This window comes from Actinoplanes sp. OR16, from assembly GCF_004001265.1.
Classification (GTDB): Bacteria; Actinomycetota; Actinomycetes; order Mycobacteriales; family Micromonosporaceae; genus Actinoplanes.
This window is the reverse complement of sequence record NZ_AP019371.1, coordinates 163785-185109: the sequence shown is the minus strand read 5'-3', so window position 1 is coordinate 185109 and position 21325 is coordinate 163785. Positions and strand designations below refer to the sequence as shown.

Genomic DNA, 21325 nt, shown 5'->3' with positions numbered 1-21325 from the left:
GCAACAAGGACGACACCTTATCGATCTTTCGGGTGGAGGCCACTGGCTGTGCCGTGCCTTCTTCTCCCTTTGCAAAAACCCCCACGCAATCTGAATCCTCATGACAGGAGCTCATCGATGCGCATCCGAACTGCGGGTGTGATCGCGGTCTGCGCGGTCGCCCTGGTCGGCACCGCCGCCTGCGGAAGCAAGGACGAGGACTCGACGACGGCCGGAAGCGACACCCCGTCGGCCGCCGCCGCGACCGGCGAACTGGTGATCTGGGCCGACGACAAGCGGTCCGCGGCCCTCAAGCCGTTCGCCGAGAAGTTCGGCACCGAGAACGGCGTGACCGTGAAGGTCCAGGCCATCTCGAAGGACCAGCAGACCACCTTCCTGACCGCTTCCCAGCAGGGCAGCGGCCCTGACGTCATGGTCGGTGCGCACGACTGGATCGGCAACCTGGTGCAGAACGGCGCCATCGACCCGGTGCAGCTCAGCGACGAGCAGAAGAACGGCATCGCGGCGAACGCGGTCAAGGCGGTCACGTTCAACGGCCAGACCTACGGCGTCCCGTACGCCACCGAGAACCTGGGCCTGATCCGCAACACCGAGCTGGCGCCCGAGGCCCCGGCCACGGTGGAGGACCTGGTCGCGACCGGCAAGAAGCTCAAGGCCGACAAGAAGGTCTCGGAGATCCTCTGCCTGCAGGTGGGCCAGAACGGCGACGCGTACCACTCGTACCCGTTCTACAGCTCGGCCGGCGGTTACCTGTTCGGCACGAACGCGGCCGGCGACTACGACGCCGGCGACCTGGGTGTCGGCAAGCCGGAGTCGGTCGAGGCGTTCAAGAAGCTCGGCGCTCTCGGTGAGAAGGGCGACGGCGCGCTCAAGCGTTCGATCACCCCGGAGAACTCGATCGCCACGTTCACCGGCAAGAAGTGCGCCTACCTGGTGTCCGGCCCGTGGGCGGTCACCGACGTGAAGAAGGCGAACCTCAAGTACGACATCAGCGCGGTCCCCGGTTTCGAGGGCGGCAAGGAGGCCACCCCGTTCCTGGGCGTGCAGACCTTCTACGTCGCCGCGAAGGGCAAGAACAAGGCCCTGGCGCAGGAGTTCGTCACCAACTACGTGACCACTCCGGAGCTCGCCGTGGCGCTCTACAACGCCGAGCCCCGGCCGCCGGCGCTGACCGCCGCGTTCGACCAGGTCAAGGGCGCCGACGCGGACCTGCAGAAGTGGGTCGACGCCGGTAAGAACGCCGTGCCGCTGCCCGCGATCCCCGAGATGGCCGCCATCTGGGACCCGTTCGGCAAGGCCGAGGCCGCCGTCATCGGTGGCGCGGACGCGGAGAAGACCGTCACCGCCGCCGGCAAGACCATCTCCGGCTCGATCAAGTAAAGAGAATGACGACAAAGCTCGGAGGGCCCGCGCGGCGGGCCCTCCCCGTCACTGAGCCGGAGCCCTCCGAGCGCCGGCCACGCCGGGAACGCCAGACCAGCTTGACGACGCAGTTCGTCAAGATTCTGCTGCTGGGCCTGGTCACGGCATTCGCGATCTGGGCGGCGTTCCCGCTGATCGCCGAGGAGTACTGGTTCGGCCTGGCGCTACTGGTCGTGACCACCGCGGCGATCCTCTACATCTATCTGACGCCACGGCACATCCCGGCGAAGTACCTCGTACCAGGAACGCTCTTTCTGGTGATCTTCCAGTTGTTCCCGGTGCTGTACACCGCGAGCACCGCCTTCACGAACTTCGGCGACGGGCACCGGGGAAGCAAAGAGGACGCGATCGTCGCGATCCAGACGTCGTCGGTCACCCGTGTCCCGGGCTCGGCCGAGTACGCCCTGTCGATCGCGACCCAGGGCGACCCGGCCACGGGGCCGATCGTCTTCCTGATCACCGACCCGGCCACGAAGGCGGTGTCGATCGGCGACGCCGACGGGCTGAAGCCGGCCGGGGACGTCACCGTGACGTCCAGCGGCAAGGTGACGGCCGCCGCCGGATACACCGTGCTCAACGCCGGTCAGGCCAGCGCGCGCAGCCAGGAGATCACCGAGTTCACAGTGCCCACGGCGGGTGGCGCGATCCGGTCGTCCGGCCTCTCCCGGGCGTACGAAGGCAAGGCCGGCCGTGCCTATGACGCGGTCAGCGACAGCATCCGGGACATGACCAGCGGCAAGAGCTGGAAGGCCGATGAGAGCGTCGGCGCGTTCGTGGCCGCCGACGGCGAGCGCCTGGCCCAGGGCTGGAAGGTGGGTGTCGGGTTCGGCAACTTCACCCGGGCGCTGACCGACGACACCATCTCCGGCCCGTTCCTGCGGACGCTGATCTGGAACTTCGCGTTCGCGCTCGGCTCGACCGGGTTCACGTTCGTGCTGGGCCTGTTCATCGCGCTGGCGCTGCATTCCAGCAGAGTGCGGGGCCGCAACTTCTATCGGATCCTGCTGGTCCTGCCGTACGCCATGCCGTCGTTCGCGATGCTGCTGGTCTGGCGGGACATGTTCAACACCGACTTCGGCCTGATCAACAACCTGCTCGGGACGGACATCGACTGGTTCGGCGGCACCGCCTCGGCCCGGATCGCGGTGATCCTGGTCCAGCTCTGGCTCGGGTATCCGTACATGTTCCTGGTCAGCACGGGTGCGCTGCAGGCCATCCCGGGTGAGCTGCTGGACGCCACGAAGGTGGACGGCGCCGGCGTCTGGCAGAGCTTCAGGAGCGTCACCCTGCCGCTGCTGATGATCCCGCTGACACCCCTGCTGATCTCGTCGTTCGCGTTCAACTTCAACAACTTCAACGCGATCTGGCTGACCACCGAGGGTGCGCCGTTCCCGGCGGAGAACACCACGAACGGCGCGACGGACCTGCTGATCACGTACACCTACCGGCTCGCCTTCGGCGGATCCGGGGCGCAGTACGGCTTCGCCGCCGCTATCTCGATCTTCATCTTCCTGATCGTCGCGACCATCTCCACGATCAGCTTCCGCCGTACCCGGCAGTTGGAGGAGGTCTACTCGTGACGCGCTGGATCAAGCAGGTCGGCTGGCGCCACCTGGTCGGCCTGCTCGGGCTGGTGTTCGCGCTGGGCCCGCTGCTCTTCGTCTTCTCGGCCGCGATCAACCCGCAGGGCACGCTGGCGTCGAGCACGCTCGTGCCGAGCGGCGCCTCCGGGGAGAACTTCACGAAGCTCTTCCAGGACACCAACTTCGGGTACTGGTTCGTCAACTCCATCGTCATCGCCGGTCTCGCGGCGGCGGCGTCGGTCTTCCTCTCGGCGCTGGCGGCGTACGCCTTCAGCCGCCGTCGTTTCGCGGGCCGCCGCGTCGGGCTGATGTCGCTGCTGCTGATCCAGATGTTCCCGCAGTTCCTGGCGGTCGTGGCGATCTTCCTGATGTTCTCCACGATCACCGACCTGTGGCCGGCGTTCGGGTTCAACACCTGGTGGGGCATGATCCTGCTCTACCTCGGTGGCGCGCTCGGCGTGAACACCTGGCTCATGAAGGGCTTCTACGACACCATCCCGAAGGAGCTCGACGAGTCGGCGGTGGTGGACGGCGCCAGCCACGCGGAGATCTTCTTCAAGATCCTGCTGCCGCTGGTCGCGCCGATCCTCGCAGTCACCGGACTGCTCGCCTTCATCGGCACGATGAACGAGTTCCTGATCGCGAACGTCTTCCTCACCGACAGCGAGTCGAAGACCCTGGCGGTAGGCCTCTACGGCCTGGTCGCCGGCGAGCGGGACACGAACTTCGGGGTCTTCTGCGCCGGCACCCTGCTGACCGCCATCCCGACCGTCGGCGTCTTCATGTACCTGCAGCGCTACATCGTGGAGGGCCTCAGCGCGGGTGCGGTGAAGGGATGATCCATCACGACGGCTCCGGCTTGTACGTGTCGAACCCGGAGCCCGAGCTGGGGGAGACGGTCTCGGTCTTCGTCCGGGTGGCCTCCGGGACCAGGATCTCCCGGATCCATGCCCGATTCGTACGCGACGGCGAGCCTGTCTTCACCTCAGCGGCGATCGACAAGCGCGACGCGGGCGGGGAATGGTGGCGCGCGGAGATCGAGGTACGTAACCCGGTCACCCCGTACCGCTTCCTGATCCGGACCGCGACCGGAGCGGTCCGCTGGCTCACCGGCTGGGGTCTGACCTCGCACGACCTGCCGGACGCCACCGACTTCAAGCTGGTGGCACACGCGCCGCCACCGGCCTGGTCACGGGACGCGATCATCTATCAGATCTTCCCGGACCGGTTCGCCCGCTCGGCCGCGGCGGCCGGCCGGCCGACCCCGGACTGGGCCGTGCGCTGCGACTGGAACACCCCGGTCGAGGGCGACGGCCCGCTGGCCGCGACGCAGCTCTACGGCGGTGACCTGGACGGCGTCGCCGAGCACCTGGACCACATCGCGGATCTGGGCGCGAACACCGTCTACCTGACGCCGTTCTTCCCGTCCCGCTCGAACCACCGCTACGACGGCTCGGACTTCGGCGGCGTCGACCCACTGCTCGGCGGCGACCAGGCGCTGATCCGGCTCAGCGAGGCGCTCCACGCGCGCGGGATGCGGCTGATCGGTGACCTCACCACCAACCACACCGGCGACGCCCACGAGTGGTTCCGGACCGAGAAGGACTTCTTCTACTGGAGCGACGCGGGGGAGTACGAGTCCTGGCTCGGCGTCCCCAGCCTGCCGAAGCTGAACTGGGCCGATCCGGAGCTGCGCCGCCGGTTCACGAAGCTGGCCCAGCACTGGCTGACCTACCCGTACGCGCTGGACGGCTGGCGGATCGACGTCGCGAACATGACCGGCCGCCGGGCCGCCGACGACTGGACCCGGGAGGTGGCCGCGCTGCTGCACCGGGCCGTCCGGCAGGTCCGCCCGGACGCCGTGCTGGTCGCCGAGCACGGCCACGACGCCACCCGTGACCTGGACGCCGACGGCTGGCAGGGCACCATGAACTACGCCGGATTCACCCGCCCGGTGTGGAGCTGGCTGCGCGCCGGCGAGGTGCCGTTCCCGGATTTCCTCGGTGTGCCGGGGGAGATCCCGTTCCGGGACGCCGCCGAGCTCGTCTCCACGATGACGGCGTTCTCCGCGCAGACGTCGTGGCGGGCGATGACCCACTCGTGGCAGATCCTCAGCTCGCACGACACCCCGCGGATCCGTTCCGTGGTGGGCGGCCCGGAACGCCACGAGGTAGCGGCCGGGCTGCTCTTCACGCTGCCCGGAACCCCGATGATCTTCGCGGGCGACGAGCTCGGACTGACCGGTCTCAACGGTGAGCACTCCCGTACCCCGATGCCCTGGAATTCCACCGACGGCTGGGACATGCGCACCCTGGCCCGGTATCGCGCCCTGGCGCGGCTGCGCCGCAGCACGCCGGCGCTGACCGGCGGCGGCCTGCGCTGGATGCACGCCGCCGGTGACCTGCTCGTCTTCCTCCGGGAGACCGCCGAGGACACCGTGCTCGTCGTGGCGCGGCGGTCCGCGGGCCTGCCGGTACGCGTGACCGGACTCGTCCCGCACGCGTGGGGCGACAACCTGTACGGCGGCGCCGAACCGCTCAAAGCCGGCGCCGATGGATCTATCGAAATCGACGGTGATGGACCTACCTTCCAGGTGTGGTCCGTCCGCCAGCACCCGAAGGGTTGTTAAGTGGCACCTCGAAAACTACGGCTGGCAGGCGCTCTGCTCAGCCTTCTGCTGCCTCTCATAGCCGTGCCCGCGTCCGCCGCGCTCGCGCAGAACGCGGAACCGAGCGCGGCCGTCATCGCCAACTGGGGCTCCGACCAGCCCGCCGACAACGAGCAGTACTACTTCGTGCTGCCGGACCGGTTCGCCAACGGGGACAAGTCGAACGACAAGGGTGGCCTCAAGGGCGACCGGCTCTCCACCGGGTACGACCCCGCTGACAAGGGCTTCTACCACGGTGGCGACCTGAAGGGCGTGATCGACCGCCTCGACTACATCCAGGGGCTGGGCACCACGGCCATCTGGCTCGCCCCGGTCTTCAAGAACAACCCGGTGCAGGGTACGGGGGCCGACGTCTCCGCCGGATACCACGGTTACTGGATCACCGACTTCACTCAGGTCGACCCGCATTTCGGCACCAACGCGGACCTGAAGAAGCTGGTGAAGCTCGCCCACCAGCGCGGCATGAAGATCTTCCTGGACATCATCGTCAACCACACGGCCGACGTGATCCAGTACGAGGAGAACTCCTACACCTACGTCGACAAAGAGACGTCGCCGTACACCGACACCGAGGGCCAGCCCTTCGAGGACGCCAACTACGCGTCCAGCGCGAAGTTCCCTCAGACAGACGAAACGTCGTTCCCCTATACGCCGATCTTCCCGGATAAGGCGGACAAGACCGCTAAGACGCCGGCCTGGCTCAACGACGTGAACATGTACCACAACCGCGGCAACTCCACCTTCGCCGGCGAGAACAGTGAGTACGGCGACTTCTACGGCCTCGACGACCTGTGGACCGAGCGTCCCGAAGTGGTCAAGGGCATGACGAAGATCTACGCCGACTGGGTGAAGAACACCGGCATCGACGGCTACCGCCTCGACACGGTGAAGCACACCAACATGGAGTTCTGGCCCCAATTCGCTGAGGGTATCGAGAAGGCCGCCGGTGACGACTTCTTCATGTTCGGCGAGGTCTACAGCGCCGACCAGGAGATCCAGTCGGCGTACGTCCGCGAAGGCGGTCTGCCGGCCACCCTGGACTTCTCGTTCCAGGAGGCGGCGCGCGGCTTCGTGACCGGCGCCAGCGGTGCGACGGCCCTCTCGGACCTGTACGGCAAGGACGACCTCTACACCGCACGCGACACCGGCGCGGACCGGCTGCCGACCTTCCTCGGCAACCACGACATGGGCCGGATCGGGTCGTTCATCGCGTCCGCGGCCACCGCCGACACCCAGCTCAAGCGGGACCAGCTCGCCCACGAGCTGATGTTCCTGACCCGTGGGCAGCCGGTCGTCTACTCCGGTGACGAGCAGGGCTTCACCGGGCCGGGCGGCGACAAGGACGCGCGCCAGGACCTGTTCGCCAGCAAGTCGGCGGACTACCTGGACGACGACCTGATCGGCACCGACCGCACCCACGCGGTGGACAACTACAACACCCAGCACCCGCTCTACCGGACCATCGCTGACCTGGCGAAGCTGCGCAAGGCGAACCCGGCGCTGGTCGACGGCGTGCAGGTGACCCGGTACGCGGCCGAGGGGCAGGGCGTCTTCGCGGCGTCCCGGATCGACACGGCGAAGCGTCTCGAGTACGTGGTGGCCGTCAACAACGCGACGACGCCGCAGACGGTGACGTTCCCGGTGGCATCGTCCTCGTACAAGGGGATCTACGGGACGAGCCAGTCGAGCCAGGCCGCGGATGGCAAGATCACGGTTACCGTGCCGGCTCTCTCCTCGGTCGTTCTCAAGGCGGACAAACCCCTCGCGGCGTCCAACGCCGCGCCGACCGTCACGATCACGAAGCCGGCCGTCGGGGACAGCGTCCCGACCAGGACCGAGCTCGTCGCCGAGACCACCGGCGACCCGCTCGCCACCGTCACCTTCGCGGCCCAGGTCGCGGGCGGCGCGTGGAAGCTCGTCGGCACCGCTGACAAGGCCCCCTACCGGGCGTACCACGACCTGACCGGGTTGGCCGGCGGCACCGAAGTGCGGTACAAGGCAGTGGTGCGTGACAGCAGGGGCCGGCTCGCGTCCTCCACCTCGAAGATCACGGTGGGCACGCCCGAGGCGACCGCCACCACCGCGGGCTACGCGGTCGTCCACTACCAGCGCCCGGCCGGTGGCTACGACGACCAGGGCCTCTACGTCTGGGGCGACATCGACCCGTCGATGTCGACGAGCTGGCCGGCCGGTCAGCCGTTCGTCGGCGAGGACTCGTACGGCCGGTTCGCCTACGTGAAGCTCAAGCCCGGTGCGAAGAGCGTCGGCTTCATCGTGGTGAGCAAGGACGGCGTGAAGGACACCGACGCCGACCGGACCATCGACGTCGCCGCGAACCCGGAGATCTGGATCAAGCAGGGCGACACGGCGGTCTACCCGACCCGCCAGGCCGCGACCGGCCAGCCGGACCCGGCCCAGGATCCGGACAAGGCGATCATCCACTGGCGCAAGGCCGACGGTAACTACGACGGCTGGGGCCTGCACGTCTGGGAAGGCGCGGCGAACCCGACCGACTGGGCCAGCCCGCTCGCGCCCACGAAGATCGATTCTTACGGTGCCGTGTTCGAGGTGCCGCTCGCCGGCGGTGCGACCTCGCTGAGCTACATCATCCACAACGGCGACGACAAGGACCTGCCCTCCGACCAGTCGCTCGACTTCGGCAAGGCCGGTCGTGAGGTGTGGCTGCTCTCCGGCCAGGAAACCCGTCTCCTGCCACTGGTCAAGACCGTCGCCGGCGCCGGCGAGATCGATGTGACGAAGTCGCGGGCGGTCTGGATCGACCGTGGCACGGTGGCCTGGAAGACCAGCACCGGGGACACCCTGGAGCCGGTCGGCGCGGGCACCGACGGCAAGGTCTACGACCTGGTCTACGCCCCGTCGGGTGGGATCGGCGTGGAGAACGGCGAGCTGACCGGCGCGTACGACAGCGTCCGTCTCTCCGCCCGGCGCGACGGCCTCACCGAGGACCAGCGGGAGGACTTCCCGCACCTCTGGCAGTACGGCGCGTTCAAGCTCCCGGCGACGGACCTCACCGAGATCCTGAAGAGCCAGGTCGTGGTGACCGAGCGGGATGCGAAGGGCAAGCTGCTCTCGGCGACCGGCGTGCAACTGTCCGGCGTGCTCGACGACGTCTACGCGGCGGCCACGAAGGCGGAGCTCGGCCCGGTCGGCAACGGCGTCTCGGTCTGGGCGCCGACCGCTCAGAGCGTCGAACTCGAGGTCTACTCCGCCGCCACAGGCGGTGCTCCCGACGTACGAGAAATGGTCCGGAACGAACGCACGGGCATCTGGTCGGCCCGGGGCCTCAAATCCGGAGATTTCTACAAGTATCGGGTGAAGGCCTGGCAACCCGCTACGCGCCAGATCGTCACCGCGTCGGTCACCGACCCCTACTCGCTGGCCCTGACCACCGACTCGACCCGGAGCGTCTTCGCCTCCCTGGATGACGCGGCGCAGAAGCCGGCCGGCTGGGACAGGCTGCGCAAACCGGCGGCCGTCGCACCCGCGAAGATCCAGATCTCGGAGCTCTCGGTCCGGGACTTCTCGATCGCCGACACGACGGTGGCCGCGGAGAAGCGGGGCACGTTCGCCGCCTTCGCCGACAAGTCCACCGCGGGGATGAAGCACCTCTCGCAGCTTTCGAAAGCCGGCGTGACCCACCTGCACCTGCTTCCGGCGTTCGACTTCGCGACCATCCCGGAGAACCGGGCCGACCAGGCCCAGCCGCCGTGTGACCTCGCGTCGTTCCCGGCGGATTCCGAGGAGCAGCAGGCCTGCATCGCTGCCGTGGCCGCGACCGATGGCTACAACTGGGGATACGACCCGCTGCACTACACGGTTCCCGAGGGCGGCTACGCGGCCGACCCCGGCCAGCGCACCAAGGAGTTCCGCTCCATGGTCACCGGGGTCAACCAGGCCGGTCTGCGCGTGGTGATGGACGTCGTCTACAACCACACGTCGGCGTCCGGCACCGACAGCAAGTCGGTGCTCGACCAGATCGTCCCCGGCTACTACCAGCGGCTCCTCGACGACGGCACCGTCGCGAACTCCACCTGCTGCTCCAACACCGCGCCGGAGAACGCGATGATGGGCAAACTCGTCGTCGACTCGATCGTCACGTGGGCGAAGGCGTACAAGGTCGATGGTTTCCGCTTCGACCTGATGGGCCACCACCCCAAGGAGAACATCCTGGCGGTCCGGAAGGCGCTGGACAGGCTCACCCTCGCGCGTGACGGCGTGGACGGGAAGAGCATCTACGTCTACGGCGAGGGCTGGAACTTCGGCGAGGTCGCGAACAACGCCCGCTTCGTGCAGGCCTCGCAGACCGAGCTGGCCGGCACCGGGATCGGCACGTTCAACGACCGGCTCCGGGATGCCGTCCGCGGCGGTGGGCCGTTCGACGAGAACCCGCGGATCCAGGGTTTCGCGTCAGGGTTGTTCACCTCGCCCAATGGCGATGCGGTGAACGGAGACTCCGCCGCTCAGCGCGCTCGCTTGCTGCACTACCAGGACCTGATCAAGGTCGGCCTGTCAGGAAATCTGCGGTCATATCGGTTTATTTCCTCCTCAGGTGTCACGGTCAACGGTTCGGAGATCGACTACAACGGCTCGCCGGCCGGCTACAACGCCGCACCGGGCGAGGCGATCACGTACGTCGACGCGCACGACAACGAGATCCTCTACGACTCGCTGGCGTACAAGCTGCCGCCGGCCACCACGGCCGTCGAACGTGCCCGGGCCCAGTCGGTGGCGCTCGCGACCACGGTGCTCGGCCAGGGCGTGGGCTTCGTGACCACCGGTAGTGAGCGGCTGCGGTCGAAGTCACTGGACCGGAACTCGTACAACTCCGGCGACTGGTTCAACGCGATCGAGTGGGACTGCGCCGCGGGGAACGGTTTCGGCAAGGGACTCCCGCCGAAGCCGGACAACGAGGCGAAGTACGCGTACGCGAAACCCCTGCTCGCGGACCCGGCCTTGGTCCCCTCCTGCGAGGCGATCAACCTGTCCGACAGCCGTTACCAGGAGTTGCTGAAGATCCGTAAGTCGTCCCCGGTCTTCGGCCTGCCGACCGCGTCGCAGGTGCAGCAGCGCCTGTCGTTCCCGCTCTCCGGCGAGAACGAGACCCCCGGCGTGATCACCATGACGCTGGACGGCCGAGGCATCGATCGTCAGTGGAAGTCGGTGACGGTGGTCTTCAATGCCACCCCGTCGCCGGTGACCCAGAAGATCGCCGCCCTCGCCGGCAAGAAGGTCACCCTCCACCCGATCCAGCAGCAGTCAGCCGACCCGCTGGTCCGGACGGCCACCTTCACCGCCTCGACCGGCACCCTGACCGTCCCGCCTCGCACGGTCTCGGTCTTCGTCCAGAACTGAGCCCCACCCCGATCGCGACCTCCGCTTACCCGATCAGCCCGGGCAGGCGGGGGTCGTTCTTCCTTCCTCCTTGTACGGGGTGAACGCCCGCCCCGACCGCACCGGCCCGGTCCCGCCTCCACCAGCACCTGCGGCCCCGCGAGTCAGCGCCGAGCCCTGCGCGGCCGGGCATGATCTGCGTGCCGGCTGCCGGTGGGTCCAGGCCGGGTCGCCAGGCGAGGGAGTGCAACACCATGCCGTAGGGCCACCACCTCTCCGCGGGGAGCCAGGCCGCGACGCGACCGCCGCGCATTCCGTGCCGATGCGCGACCATCGGCCATCGCGGGTGTGCAGTGCGAACGCGGCCGTCGCGCATAGCGTGCCGATGCGCGACTATCGGCCATCGTGCGCGTCAGGTGGAATGTGGCTGTCGCGCGTTCCGTGTCGATGCGCGATGACCGGACAGTGGGGAGGGCCTGGCTGTACGCCAGAGCGACAATTCGGGCGGCACCACGGCTCTCGCGTGCAGGCGGTCGAACTCGGCTGTGCTTCATGGCTGCCGGGGCGCCGTCGCGACAGCAATGAGGCACAGCCATTGTTGTTCCAAGATCTGCCGGCCCGCTCCGAGTTTCGTCGGGCTGCGGGGGATCGCGTGGTGGGTGCCGCTGCTGCGAAGCCGCATCGTGGACTCCTCATCGCGGTGCGCCAGGCCGAACGCGACCACTGCATGTTCTATCGGCCGTCGCGCGCGTCAGGCGGAACGCGGCCGTCGCGCATTCCGGGCCGATGCGCGACCATCGGCCATCGCGCGCGTCAGGCGGAACGCAGCCATCGCGCACTCGGTGTCGATGCGCGACGACCGGACAGTGCGGAGGGCCGGGCTGTACGCCAGAGCGACAAATCGGGCGGCACCACGGCTCTCGCGCGCAGCTGATAGGTGGAGCCGCACCGGGAATGGGCGACCCAGGAGATCTTGGAGGGCTCAGGGGGCACCGAGGTCGTGGTGCTTCAACCTCCGGCGATCGGTCTCGGAGGCCGGCCGGGGCGGCTGGTGGTCACGGCTTGGAGGGGCGGCGGCGACGGCGGGCTGCCACGGCCTCGGGGTCCACGTCGGGGTGGGACCAGCGGGACGCCTCGGCGATGCTTGTCTCGCGTCCGGAGGCCACGTGGTCGCGGGCCAGGGCGGCGGCGACGTCGGCGGCTCCTGCTGAGATCGCGGCGTAGAGCTGCTCGTGTTCGGCGCACTGCTGATCCGGGTCGCGCTGGGCGGTGAGGCGGAACAACCAGTGGGTGCGGGCCGCCAGGGGGCGCATCATGGCGCTGAGCAGCGGATTGTCGGCCAGTTCGACCAGGTCGGCGTGGAAGCCCGCGTTGGCCGCGGCGACACCGTCGGAGTCGCCGGCTGCGGTCGCCGCCCGGGCTGCCGCCAGGCGGTCCTGGAGCCGGGCCAGGCCGGCGGCGTCGCGGCGCGTGGCTGTCAGGCCGGCGGCGAGGGCTTCCAGGGACTCGCGGACGTCGAAGAGGTCCCGTACGTCAGTGGGGGTGAAGGGTGCCACCAGCGCGCCCTTGTGTGGGACGAGCAGCACGAGCCCGTCGGCTTCGAGGAGGCGCAGCGCTTCTCGCAGCGGGATCCGGGAAACCTCCAGCTCGGCCGCGAGGTCACGTTCGACGAGCCGTTCGCCGGGGGCCAGCTCGGTGGCGAGGATCCGGCGCCGCAGTTCTTCGTAAGCGCGGTCGCGCAGTGACGCCACTGGAGCCCTCCGAATGAGTAAGACGTTCCCACCTTAGGTGGTGCCGCAATTGCTAACGGCTGCCTAACGAGCGTGAAACAGAACACCCCGAAACTGGCTGCCGTAACGGTATACCACTAACTCTCGGAGGCGTTCTGATGGCGCGTACCGCATTGGTTGGAGCACTGGCCGCAGCACTGATCCTGACCGGGTGCAGCACACAAGCCGACGCCGAAAAGCCGGAGACCGACACCATGAAGGTCGGCGTCCTCTTCCCCGGCTCGCTCTCCGACGACGGTTTCATGGAGTCGGCCTACCTCGGCTATCAGCGGGCCGAGAAGACGTACGCCGGCACCGTCGCCTTCAGCAAGGTGGAGCAGGTCGCGACCGCCGACTTCGAGGCCGCCCTGGTGCGGTTCGCCGGCACGAGCGACCTGGTGATCGCCCTGGGCGGGCAGACCGACGCGGCCGTCCGGCTGGTCGCCCCGAAGTTCCCCGGGGTCAAGTTCGTGGAGATCGGCGGACCGGCCGACGGCAAGCCGGCCGGAAACCTGGCGCTCTACGACCCGCAGCAGGCGCAGGCCGCGTTCCTGGCCGGCGCGGCATCGGGACTGCTGACGAAGACCGGCAAGGTCGGCTTCCTGGGCGGCGCCGAGCTGCCGGCGATCGTGAACGCGGCGAAGGAGTACGCGAACGGCGTCACCGCGTCCGGCGCGAAGGCCGAGGTGCTCGCCCCGCAGTACGTCGGCGACTTCAACGACGTGGCGAAGGCGAAGCAGTCCGCGCTCGCCGACTACAGCGCCGGCGCCGACGTGATCGGCCAGGTGCTCAACCTGGGCAAGAAGGGTGTGGCGCAGGCAGCCGCGCAGGAGAAGACGGCGCTGATCGGCGGCCCGATCCCGCACGACTGCGCGGCCGACCCGGCGTACGCCGGCTTCGTGAAGACCGACGTGGGCGCGGAGATCGAGTACGCCGTCGAGCACCTCACCGCCGGCACCTGGAAGGCCGAGGCGGTCAAGTTCGGCCTGACCGCGGAGAAGCCGCAGAACGACATCATCCTCTGCGCCGCCGACCCGGCCGTGCAGGCGAAGCTGGACGCGATCAAGGCGGACATCGCTTCCGGGAAGATCACCACGCTGTGATCGCGCTGGAGATCGCCGGCCTGTCCAAGGTGTACGGCACGACCCGCGCGCTGGACGGCGTCGATCTGACGGTCGAGGCCGGGACGGTGCACTGCGTTCTCGGGGAGAACGGCGCCGGGAAATCCACCCTCTGCCATGCGGTGGGCGGCTCTCTCACCCCGACTGCCGGGTCCATGAGCCTTTTCGGTACGGGCTACGCCCCCCGCCGCCCGAAGGAGGCGATCGAGGCCGGCGTGGCGATGGTCCACCAGCACTTCAGTCTGGTGCCGACGCTGACCGTCGCCGAGAACCTGCGCCTGCTGCGGGTGACGAGCCTCAAGGGACGGCTCGCCCGCCTCGAGGAGCGCTACGGCCTCACCGTGCCGCTGGACGAGACGGTCGGCGATCTCCCGCTCGGCGTGCGGCAGCGCGTCGAGATCGTGAAAGCCCTGCTCCGCGAGCCGCGCCTGCTCGTGCTGGACGAGCCGACCGGTGTGCTCGGACCGGCCGAGGTGGACGCCCTGCTCGCGACCTGCCGCCGGATCGCCGACGACGGCGGCGCGGTCGTGCTGGTCACGCACAAGCTCGGCGAGGTGGCCCGGGTCGCCGACGCCGCGACCGTGCTGCGCGGCGGAAAGGTCGCCGGTTCCGTGATCGCGAACCTGGACGCGGCGACCCTGGTCCCTCTGATGATCGGCCGCCCGGCCGACGACCTGGCACCGGTGCTGGCCGGGACGCTGGGCATCGAGGAGAGGGGTGGCACCCAGGAGAAAAGGGAGATCACCGGAGAGCCGGTACTACGCCTGACCGACGTCTCGGTGAAGCGGCAGGGCGGCGGCTACCTGCTCGACCACGTGAACCTGGCGATCGCACCCGGCGAGATCGTCGGCGTGGCCGGGGTGGAGGGGAACGGCCAGACCGAGCTGATCCACGTCCTCAGCGGAGCGTTGCTCCCTGACGAGGGGACGGTCGAACTGGCCGGTACCGATCTGACCCGGGCGACGCCGGCCCGGCGTACCGAGACCGGCCTGGGTGTGGTTCCCGAGGACCGCCATCACGAGGGCTGCGTGCCCACCCTGGACGTCGCCACGAACCTCTACCTGGGCCGGCTCGGCGAGTTCCGCCGCCGCACCCGCCTCCTGGATCGCAAGCGGATGCGGAGAGCGGCCGCCGCGGTGATCGAGAGGCACGGCATCAGCGCGCCGGGACCGGCAGCCCCGATGTCCGCGCTCTCCGGCGGCAACCAGCAGAAGGTGGTGCTCGCCCGCGAGCTGGCCTTGGACCCGCTGATCTGCCTCGCCGCGGCGCAGCCGACCCGGGGGCTCGACGTCGGCGCCGTCGACGCGGTGCTGGGAAGGATCCGGGCCGCCGCGGCTCAAGGGGCCGCCGTTCTCGTCGTCTCCAGTGAGCTGGGTGAACTGCTGGCACTGTGCGACCGGGTCGTCGTGGCGTACCGGGGAAAGCTCTTCGAAGCCGGCACCCGGGACGAGATCGCGCACCTCATGCTCGGGACGGAGGCCGCCGCATGACGGTCGTGAGACACCCCGTGGTGGTCGGCGGACTGGCCGCGATCGTGGCGGCACTGGCCGGCCTGCTGCTCGCCGCGGGCGCCGGGACATCGCCGGCCGTCGCGGTGGACGCGCTGGTCGAGGGGATGACCGGGACGCCGTACGCGATCGGCAGCAGCCTCAACGCGGCGGCCGTCCTGGCCCTGATCGCCTCCGGTTTCACCGTGGCGCACCGGGCCGGCCTGGTGAACGTCGGCGGTGAGGGCCAGCTCTGCCTCGGCGGCGTGACCGGCGCGGCGGCCGGCCTCGCGCTCCCGGAGTCGGTGCCGGCCGTGATCGGCGTGCCGGTCGTGCTGATCGCCGGGTTCGCCGGTGGCGCGTCCTGGGCGTCGATCGCCGGTCTGCTGAAGGCCCGGCGCGGCACCAGCGAGGTGATCACCACGTTGCTGCTGAACTTCATCGGCGCCGGTGTGCTCGCCCTGGCCGTGCACGAGGAGATGCTGCTGCGGCAGCCGGTGACCTCGGCCGAGACGCTGCCGCAGTCGGCGCCGCTGCCGGAGGGCGCCCGGCTCCCGCTGATCGGCTCGGTGGAGTCGCCGGCCACCCTCATGATCGTCCTCGCGGTGGCGGCCGCCGCGATCGTCGCGCTGGTCCTGCGGCACACGCCGACCGGCCTGCGCCTGACCGCGGTGGGCGAGTCCCCGGCCGCCTCGGCGCGGCTCGGCCTCGGCGTGGCACGGCTGGAGGTCGGCGGTCTCGCGGTCGCCGGCGGTCTGGCCGGGGTGGCCGGCGCCGGGCTGGTCGCCACCGCGCCCTACGTGCTGGCCGAGCACTTCTCGGCGGGTCTCGGCTTCACCGGCCTGGTCGTCGGGCTGCTGGCCCGTGGCTCGCTCACCGCCGTGCTCGCCATCGCGCTGCTCTTCGGCCTGCTGACGAACGGCGGCATCAACCTGCAGCTCGCGGCGGGGGTGCCGGCCTCGTCGGTCCAGGTGGTGCAGAGCCTGCTCGTACTGCTGATCGCCGCTGCCGCGATCTTCTACAAGGAGAAGCGATGAGCGCCGTCCTGGAAGAAGTCCTCTCCGGCGGGGTACGCCTGGCCGCCCCGCTCCTCCTCGCCTCCGCCGGTGAGTTGATCAGTGAGCGGGCCGGGGTGCTCAACCTCAGTGTCGAGGCGATGATGCTGACCGGCGCGTTCGCCGGTGCGGCCGGAGCGATGGTCACCGGCAGCGCGCTCGCCGGGGTGGCGTGCGCGCTCGTGGCCGGTCTGCTGGTCGCCGTCATCCAGGCGATCCTGAGCGTCACCCTGCGCGCCGATCAGATCGTCACCGGCATCACCGCGAACGCCCTCGCACTCGGCGCCACCACGTACGGGGCTCGGCTGCTGTTCACCGACGGCGGCAGCCTGGAGGGTTTCGCGCCGCTGGCGATCCCCGGCCTGTCCGGCATTCCGCTGATCGGGCCCGCGCTCTTCGAGCAGACCGCGCTCGGCTACCTGGCCTTCGCGGTCGCGGCGGCTCTCGCGGTCGGCCTCAGCAGGCGATTCACCTGGGGTCTCGCGGTCGACGCGGTCGGCGAGGACGCGGTCACCGCGGATCGGTGCGGCCTTCCGGTGCGTTTCATCCGGTACGCCGCGGTCCTGCTCACCGGCGCCACCGCCGGACTTGCCGGTGCCGACCTGGCTCTGGCCGAGGTGCACGCGTTCAGCGACAACATCACCGGCGGCGTGGGCTATCTGGCCGTCGTCGCCGTGATCGCCGGCCGCTGGCGCGCCTGGCCGACGGTGCTGGCCTGCCTCTTCTTCGGGGTGGCGCAGGCGCTGCAGTTCGCGGCCCCGGCGGTCGGGCTGCATGTGCCCGCGCCACTGCTGGTGACCATCCCGTACGTGATCGCCCTGCTCGCGGTGAGCGGCCTGGTCGGCCGCAGTCGGGCCCCGTCCGCCCTGACGACCCCCTTCACCCGAACCGCCTGACCGTCCCAGGCCCGATCTTCGAAGTGGAACGTTGATGACACTGATCCTGACCCGCTCCGACGTGCTGGCGCTGCTCCGCGTCGACGACGTGATCGCCGCCGTCGAGCAGGCCCATCTCGACCTGGCCCTGGGCCGGGCCGCGCTGCCCGCCCCGGCCGCCGCGACTCTGGGCGAGGCCACGTTCGTCGCGATGACCGCCGCCTCCGAACCGGCCGGGCTGGCCGCCGTGAAACTCCTGGCCGACCTGCCGGGGAACCGCCAGCGCTCCACGGTGATGGCCGTCGACGCCGGGACCGGGGCCTGTGCCGCGCTGATCGACGGCGCGGCGGTCACCCGATTCCGTACGGCCGCCGCCACCGCGGTGGCCACCCGTGCCCTGGCCCGCCCGGATGCGCACGTGCTCGGACTGGTCGGCGCCGGTCCGCTGGCGGAGGCGCACGCCCACGCGCTCTCCGTGGTGCACCCGTTCACCACGGTGGTGCTCTGGGGCCGTACGAGGGAGAAGGCTCTTGATCTTGCGAAGCGGCTGACCGAGGACCTCGGCGTCCCGGTGACGCTCGCTGACGGCCCGAGGGAGGTGACCCTCGCCGCCGACGTGCTCTGCACCCTGACGCCGTCGAAGGAGCCGCTGGTCAAGGGCGACTGGTTCCTGCCCGGCCTGCACGTGAACGCGGTCGGCGCCCCGCCCCGCACGGACCACCGGGAGGTCGACACGCACGGTGTGGCCCGGGCGAGGGTGGTGGTCGACTCGCACGCCACCACCATGCAGAAGTCCGGCGAGGCGGCGCTGGCGATCGCCGAGGGCGCGGTCACCGCCGACCACTTCCGGCTGGAGCTCGGCGACGTCCTGGCCGGGCGGGAAGCGGGCCGGCAGTCGCCGGAGCAGATCACCCTCTTCAATTCGGTCGGCGTCGGCCTGCAGGATCTGGCGACCGCGCGGCTGCTGATCGACGAGGCCGGACGCCGAGGCCTGGGAACCGAAGTCGACCTCGCGGCCTGACTCCGATCGCTAGGGTCGTGCTCATGGGCACAGACTGGAACACTCAACTGCGCCAGCAGCTCGACCAGCACTGGCGGAGCCGGCTGCGTCCCCGGCTCGAAGGATTGACCGACGACGAATACTTCTGGGAGCCTGCGCCGGACGCGTGGAGTGTGCGTCCGCGCGGCACCAGCAGCGCCCGGATGTCGGCCGGTGGCGGCGACATGCTGATCGACTGGGCGTACCCGGCGCCGGACCCGGCACCCGTCACCACGATCGCCTGGCGTCTCGGGCACATCATCGTGGGGGTGCTCGGCGTCCGGGTGGCGCGGCACTTCAACGGCGCGCCGATGGACTACCTGCGCCACGAGTACGCGGGCACCGCCGCCGGCGCCCTGGCTCAGCTCGACGCCGGCTACACGGCGTGGACCAAGGGCGTCACCGAGCTCGGCGACGAGGGTCTGCTGCGGCCCAGCGGCGAGGAGGGCTACGGCGACGACACGATGGCGGCCCTGGTGCTGCACATCAACCGCGAGGTCATCCACCACGGCGCGGAGATCGCGCTGCTGCGGGACCTCTATCTACGCCGTTAACGCCTTGTCGTTGAGGCGTTCGTACAGGGAGGCGGCCGGCTCCGGCCGCCCCAGGTAGTAGCCCTGCGCGAACTTGCAGCCCATCACGGTGAGCAGGGAGAGCTGGTCGTTGTCCTCGACACCCTCGGCCACCACCCGCAGGCCGAGGGTGTGCCCCAGCTGAACGACGGCGCTGACCAGCTCCTGCTGCCGCCCGTTGCCGACCAGCCCGGTGATGAACGAGCGGTCGATCTTGAGAACGTCGACCGGGATGTCGCGCAGGTAGCCGAGCGACGAGTACCCGGTGCCGAAGTCGTCGATCGCGATCTTGACGCCGAGCCGGCGCAGCTCCTCGAGCCGTGCCGAGGTGACGGCGACGTCGCGCATCAGGACCGTCTCGGTCAGCTCCAGCACCAGGCAGTGCGGGGAGAGGCCGGTGTCGGCGAGGGCGACCGACACCTGGTCGGTGAGGTCCGGCAGCTCCAGGTGGGCGGCGGAGAGGTTGACGCTCACGAACGCCGGCGCGGTCTGCGGGCTCAGGTCCTGCCATTGGCGTACGACCCGGCAGGCCTCCCGCAGGATCCACCGGTCGATCTCGATGATCATCCCGGTCTCCTCGGCGAGCGGGATGAACGAGCCGGGCTGCTGCAGGCCGCGCTGCGGGTCCTGCCAGCGGACCAGCGCCTCGGCGCCGTGCATCCGCCCGTCCGGGACACCGGCCACCGGCTGCAGGTAGAGCCGCAGCTCGCCGCGGTTCACCGCCTCGCGCAGCCGGGCCTCCTGGTCGAGCCGGCTGAGCAGCTGCTCGTGCATCCGGGTCTCGAAGATCATGAACCGGTTCTTGCCCTCGTCCTTCGCCGCGTACATGGCCACGTCGGCGTTGCGCAGCACCTCGTCGGCGTCGGTGTACTGCGCGGCGTCCGGCACCACGCCGATGCTGACCGTCACCACCGCCTCCCGGTGGTGCAGCAGGAACGGCCGGGCCAGGGCGTCCAGGCAGGCCCGGGCCAGCGACTCGACGACGGCCGGGCCGGCGTCCTCCAGCAGCACCGCGAACTCGTCGCCGCCGAGCCGGGCCACCGTGTCGTGCGAGCGCAGCACCCCGGCGAGACGTTCCGCGGCGGTCCGCAGCAGCGTGTCGCCAGCGTTGTGCCCGAGGCTGTCGTTGACCCGTTTGAACCCGTCCAGGTCGAGGTAGAGCACCGCGATCTGCTCGCCGGACGCGCGGGAGCGGGCGAGCGCGTGCTCCAGCCGGTCCAGCAGCAGTTTGCGGTTCGGCAGGCCGGTCAGCCCGTCGTGCAGCGCCTGGTGACGGAGGTCGTATTCGAGGGCCCGCTGCCGGCTCACGTCGCGCAGCACCACGACGGCGCCGATCGGCCGCTCGTCCTTCTCGATGGCGCTGACGGTGTACTCGACGCGTACCGAGGTGCCGTCGGGGCGCTGCAGGCGTCCCTCCCGGGTGCCGACGGTGAGCCCGCCGGCCGCGTCCGGCAGCAGCGTGGTGGCCTCCCGCTGGAGCAGCCCGGAGACGCCGACGCCGGTGATCCGGCCGGCCGCCTCGTTCGCGAACGCGATCCGGCCGGTGGCGTCGACGCCGCAGATCCCCTCGCCGGCGTTCGCCAGGATGCTGTCGGTGTACTCCTTCGCGAGGATCTCCCGGGCCGAGCGTTCGAGCCGCTCGGCCATGGCGTTGAAGGCGCGGGAGAGCGTGCCGATCTCGTCGCGCCCGCCGGCCGGGATGCGGAGCGAGTAGTCGCCGCTGCGGATCGTGCGCGCCGCGGCGGTGAGGGCGGTGATCCGGCGGGTGATCGAGCCGCCCACCCCGAAGCCGACCAGCAGAACCAGCAGCACGGCGATCGCCGACGCGGTCAGCATGATCCTCTGGGCCCGCCGGGCGCCGGCCATCATCTGCTCGTAGAGCGGGGTGTACTCCAGGACCACCGCGCCGAGCGAGGCGCCCCCGGCGCTCTCCATCGGCACCACCACCTGCTTGATGCCCTGCGGATAGTCCTCGCTGACCTCGACGAAGACCCGGGGTACGCCGTCGGCCATGGTGCGGGCGACCTCATTGCCGGTATCGGCGTCGAACGTGGCGCCGATGTTCTCCTGGACCACGTCGCCGAGGATGTACTTCCCGCTGTCGACCACCACGACGTCCCGGTGCTGGGTCTCGTGCATCCGCTGCAGGTAGTTGTCGAGCGCGGTCTGGCTGTAGTAGAGCGGGATCGGGATCTCACCCGGCGTGTCGATCGGGAGCCCGTTGCCGATGTCCGCCGCGATACCGAGGGCCTGCCGTTTCGCCTCGTCGGCGGCGGCTGCCTCGGCGGACGCGTTGTCGGCCCGCCAGGCGACGAGGGCCGTGGCGACCAGCAGGAGCGCCACCACCAGGTACCCGCCGAGGAGCTTCTGCCGGACGTTCAT

13 protein-coding genes are annotated in these 21325 nt (G+C 69.9%); 11 read left to right on the top strand and 2 right to left on the bottom strand.

Going from position 1 to position 21325, the window contains the following annotated elements; all coding sequences use genetic code 11:
• Window positions 1–117 precede the first annotated feature (117 nt).
• Genes EP757_RS00835 through pulA form a run of 5 tightly spaced genes read left to right on the top strand, consistent with a single transcriptional unit; the run spans window position 118 to window position 11046 of the window.
• Entirely contained in the window at window positions 118–1380 is a 1263-nt protein-coding gene (locus EP757_RS00835; protein ID WP_127542301.1) for a maltose ABC transporter substrate-binding protein, read from the top strand.
• Between the two features lie 5 nt (window positions 1381–1385).
• Window positions 1386–3002: an ABC transporter permease subunit gene (locus tag EP757_RS00830; RefSeq protein ID WP_127542300.1), complete on the top strand. Its 1617-nt coding sequence runs from the start codon at window positions 1386–1388 to the stop codon at window positions 3000–3002.
• Window positions 2999–3844: a sugar ABC transporter permease gene (locus tag EP757_RS00825; protein ID WP_127542299.1), complete on the top strand. Its 846-nt coding sequence runs from the start codon at window positions 2999–3001 to the stop codon at window positions 3842–3844. Before EP757_RS00830 ends, EP757_RS00825 begins: the two co-directional genes overlap by 4 nt.
• Complete coding sequence (locus tag EP757_RS00820; protein ID WP_127542298.1) at window positions 3841–5634, top strand: glycoside hydrolase family 13 protein; 1794 nt, start codon at window positions 3841–3843, stop codon at window positions 5632–5634. The genes EP757_RS00825 and EP757_RS00820 overlap by 4 nt, the downstream gene beginning before the upstream one ends.
• Window positions 5635–11046: a pullulanase-type alpha-1,6-glucosidase gene (gene pulA / locus EP757_RS00815; RefSeq protein ID WP_127542297.1), complete on the top strand. Its 5412-nt coding sequence runs from the start codon at window positions 5635–5637 to the stop codon at window positions 11044–11046.
• Window positions 11047–12080: 1034 nt separating this feature from the next.
• On the opposite strand, the gene EP757_RS00810 is transcribed toward pulA, so the two are convergent.
• A complete protein-coding gene (locus EP757_RS00810) occupies window positions 12081–12776 on the bottom strand; it encodes a GntR family transcriptional regulator (RefSeq protein ID WP_127542296.1) in 696 nt (231 codons plus the stop codon).
• A gap of 137 nt (window positions 12777–12913) precedes the next feature.
• Between EP757_RS00810 and EP757_RS00805 the strand changes: the two genes are divergently transcribed.
• The 6 genes from EP757_RS00805 to EP757_RS00780 are packed head-to-tail and all read left to right on the top strand — an operon-like array spanning window position 12914 to window position 18925.
• Entirely contained in the window at window positions 12914–13897 is a 984-nt protein-coding gene (locus EP757_RS00805; protein ID WP_127542295.1) for a BMP family ABC transporter substrate-binding protein, read from the top strand.
• The gene (locus tag EP757_RS00800) at window positions 13894–15405 is read left to right on the top strand and encodes an ABC transporter ATP-binding protein (protein WP_197725498.1); all 1512 of its coding nucleotides are present in this window, start codon (window positions 13894–13896) and stop codon (window positions 15403–15405) included. The genes EP757_RS00805 and EP757_RS00800 overlap by 4 nt, the downstream gene beginning before the upstream one ends.
• A complete protein-coding gene (locus EP757_RS00795) occupies window positions 15402–16439 on the top strand; it encodes an ABC transporter permease (RefSeq protein WP_127542294.1) in 1038 nt (345 codons plus the stop codon). Before EP757_RS00800 ends, EP757_RS00795 begins: the two co-directional genes overlap by 4 nt.
• Window positions 16436–17353 (top strand): ABC transporter permease, encoded by a 918-nt coding sequence (locus EP757_RS00790; protein WP_127542293.1) that lies wholly within the window; start codon window positions 16436–16438, stop codon window positions 17351–17353. The genes EP757_RS00795 and EP757_RS00790 overlap by 4 nt, the downstream gene beginning before the upstream one ends.
• Window positions 17354–17387: 34 nt before the next feature.
• Window positions 17388–18353, top strand: coding sequence for an ornithine cyclodeaminase family protein (locus EP757_RS00785; RefSeq protein WP_127542292.1), 966 nt, complete (start codon window positions 17388–17390; stop codon window positions 18351–18353).
• A gap of 23 nt (window positions 18354–18376) precedes the next feature.
• Entirely contained in the window at window positions 18377–18925 is a 549-nt protein-coding gene (locus tag EP757_RS00780) for a DinB family protein (RefSeq protein WP_127542291.1), read from the top strand.
• On the opposite strand, the gene EP757_RS00775 is transcribed toward EP757_RS00780, so the two are convergent.
• Complete coding sequence (locus EP757_RS00775) at window positions 18914–21325, bottom strand: EAL domain-containing protein (RefSeq protein WP_127542290.1); 2412 nt, start codon at window positions 21323–21325, stop codon at window positions 18914–18916. The two genes, EP757_RS00780 and EP757_RS00775, sit on opposite strands and share 12 nt — an antisense overlap.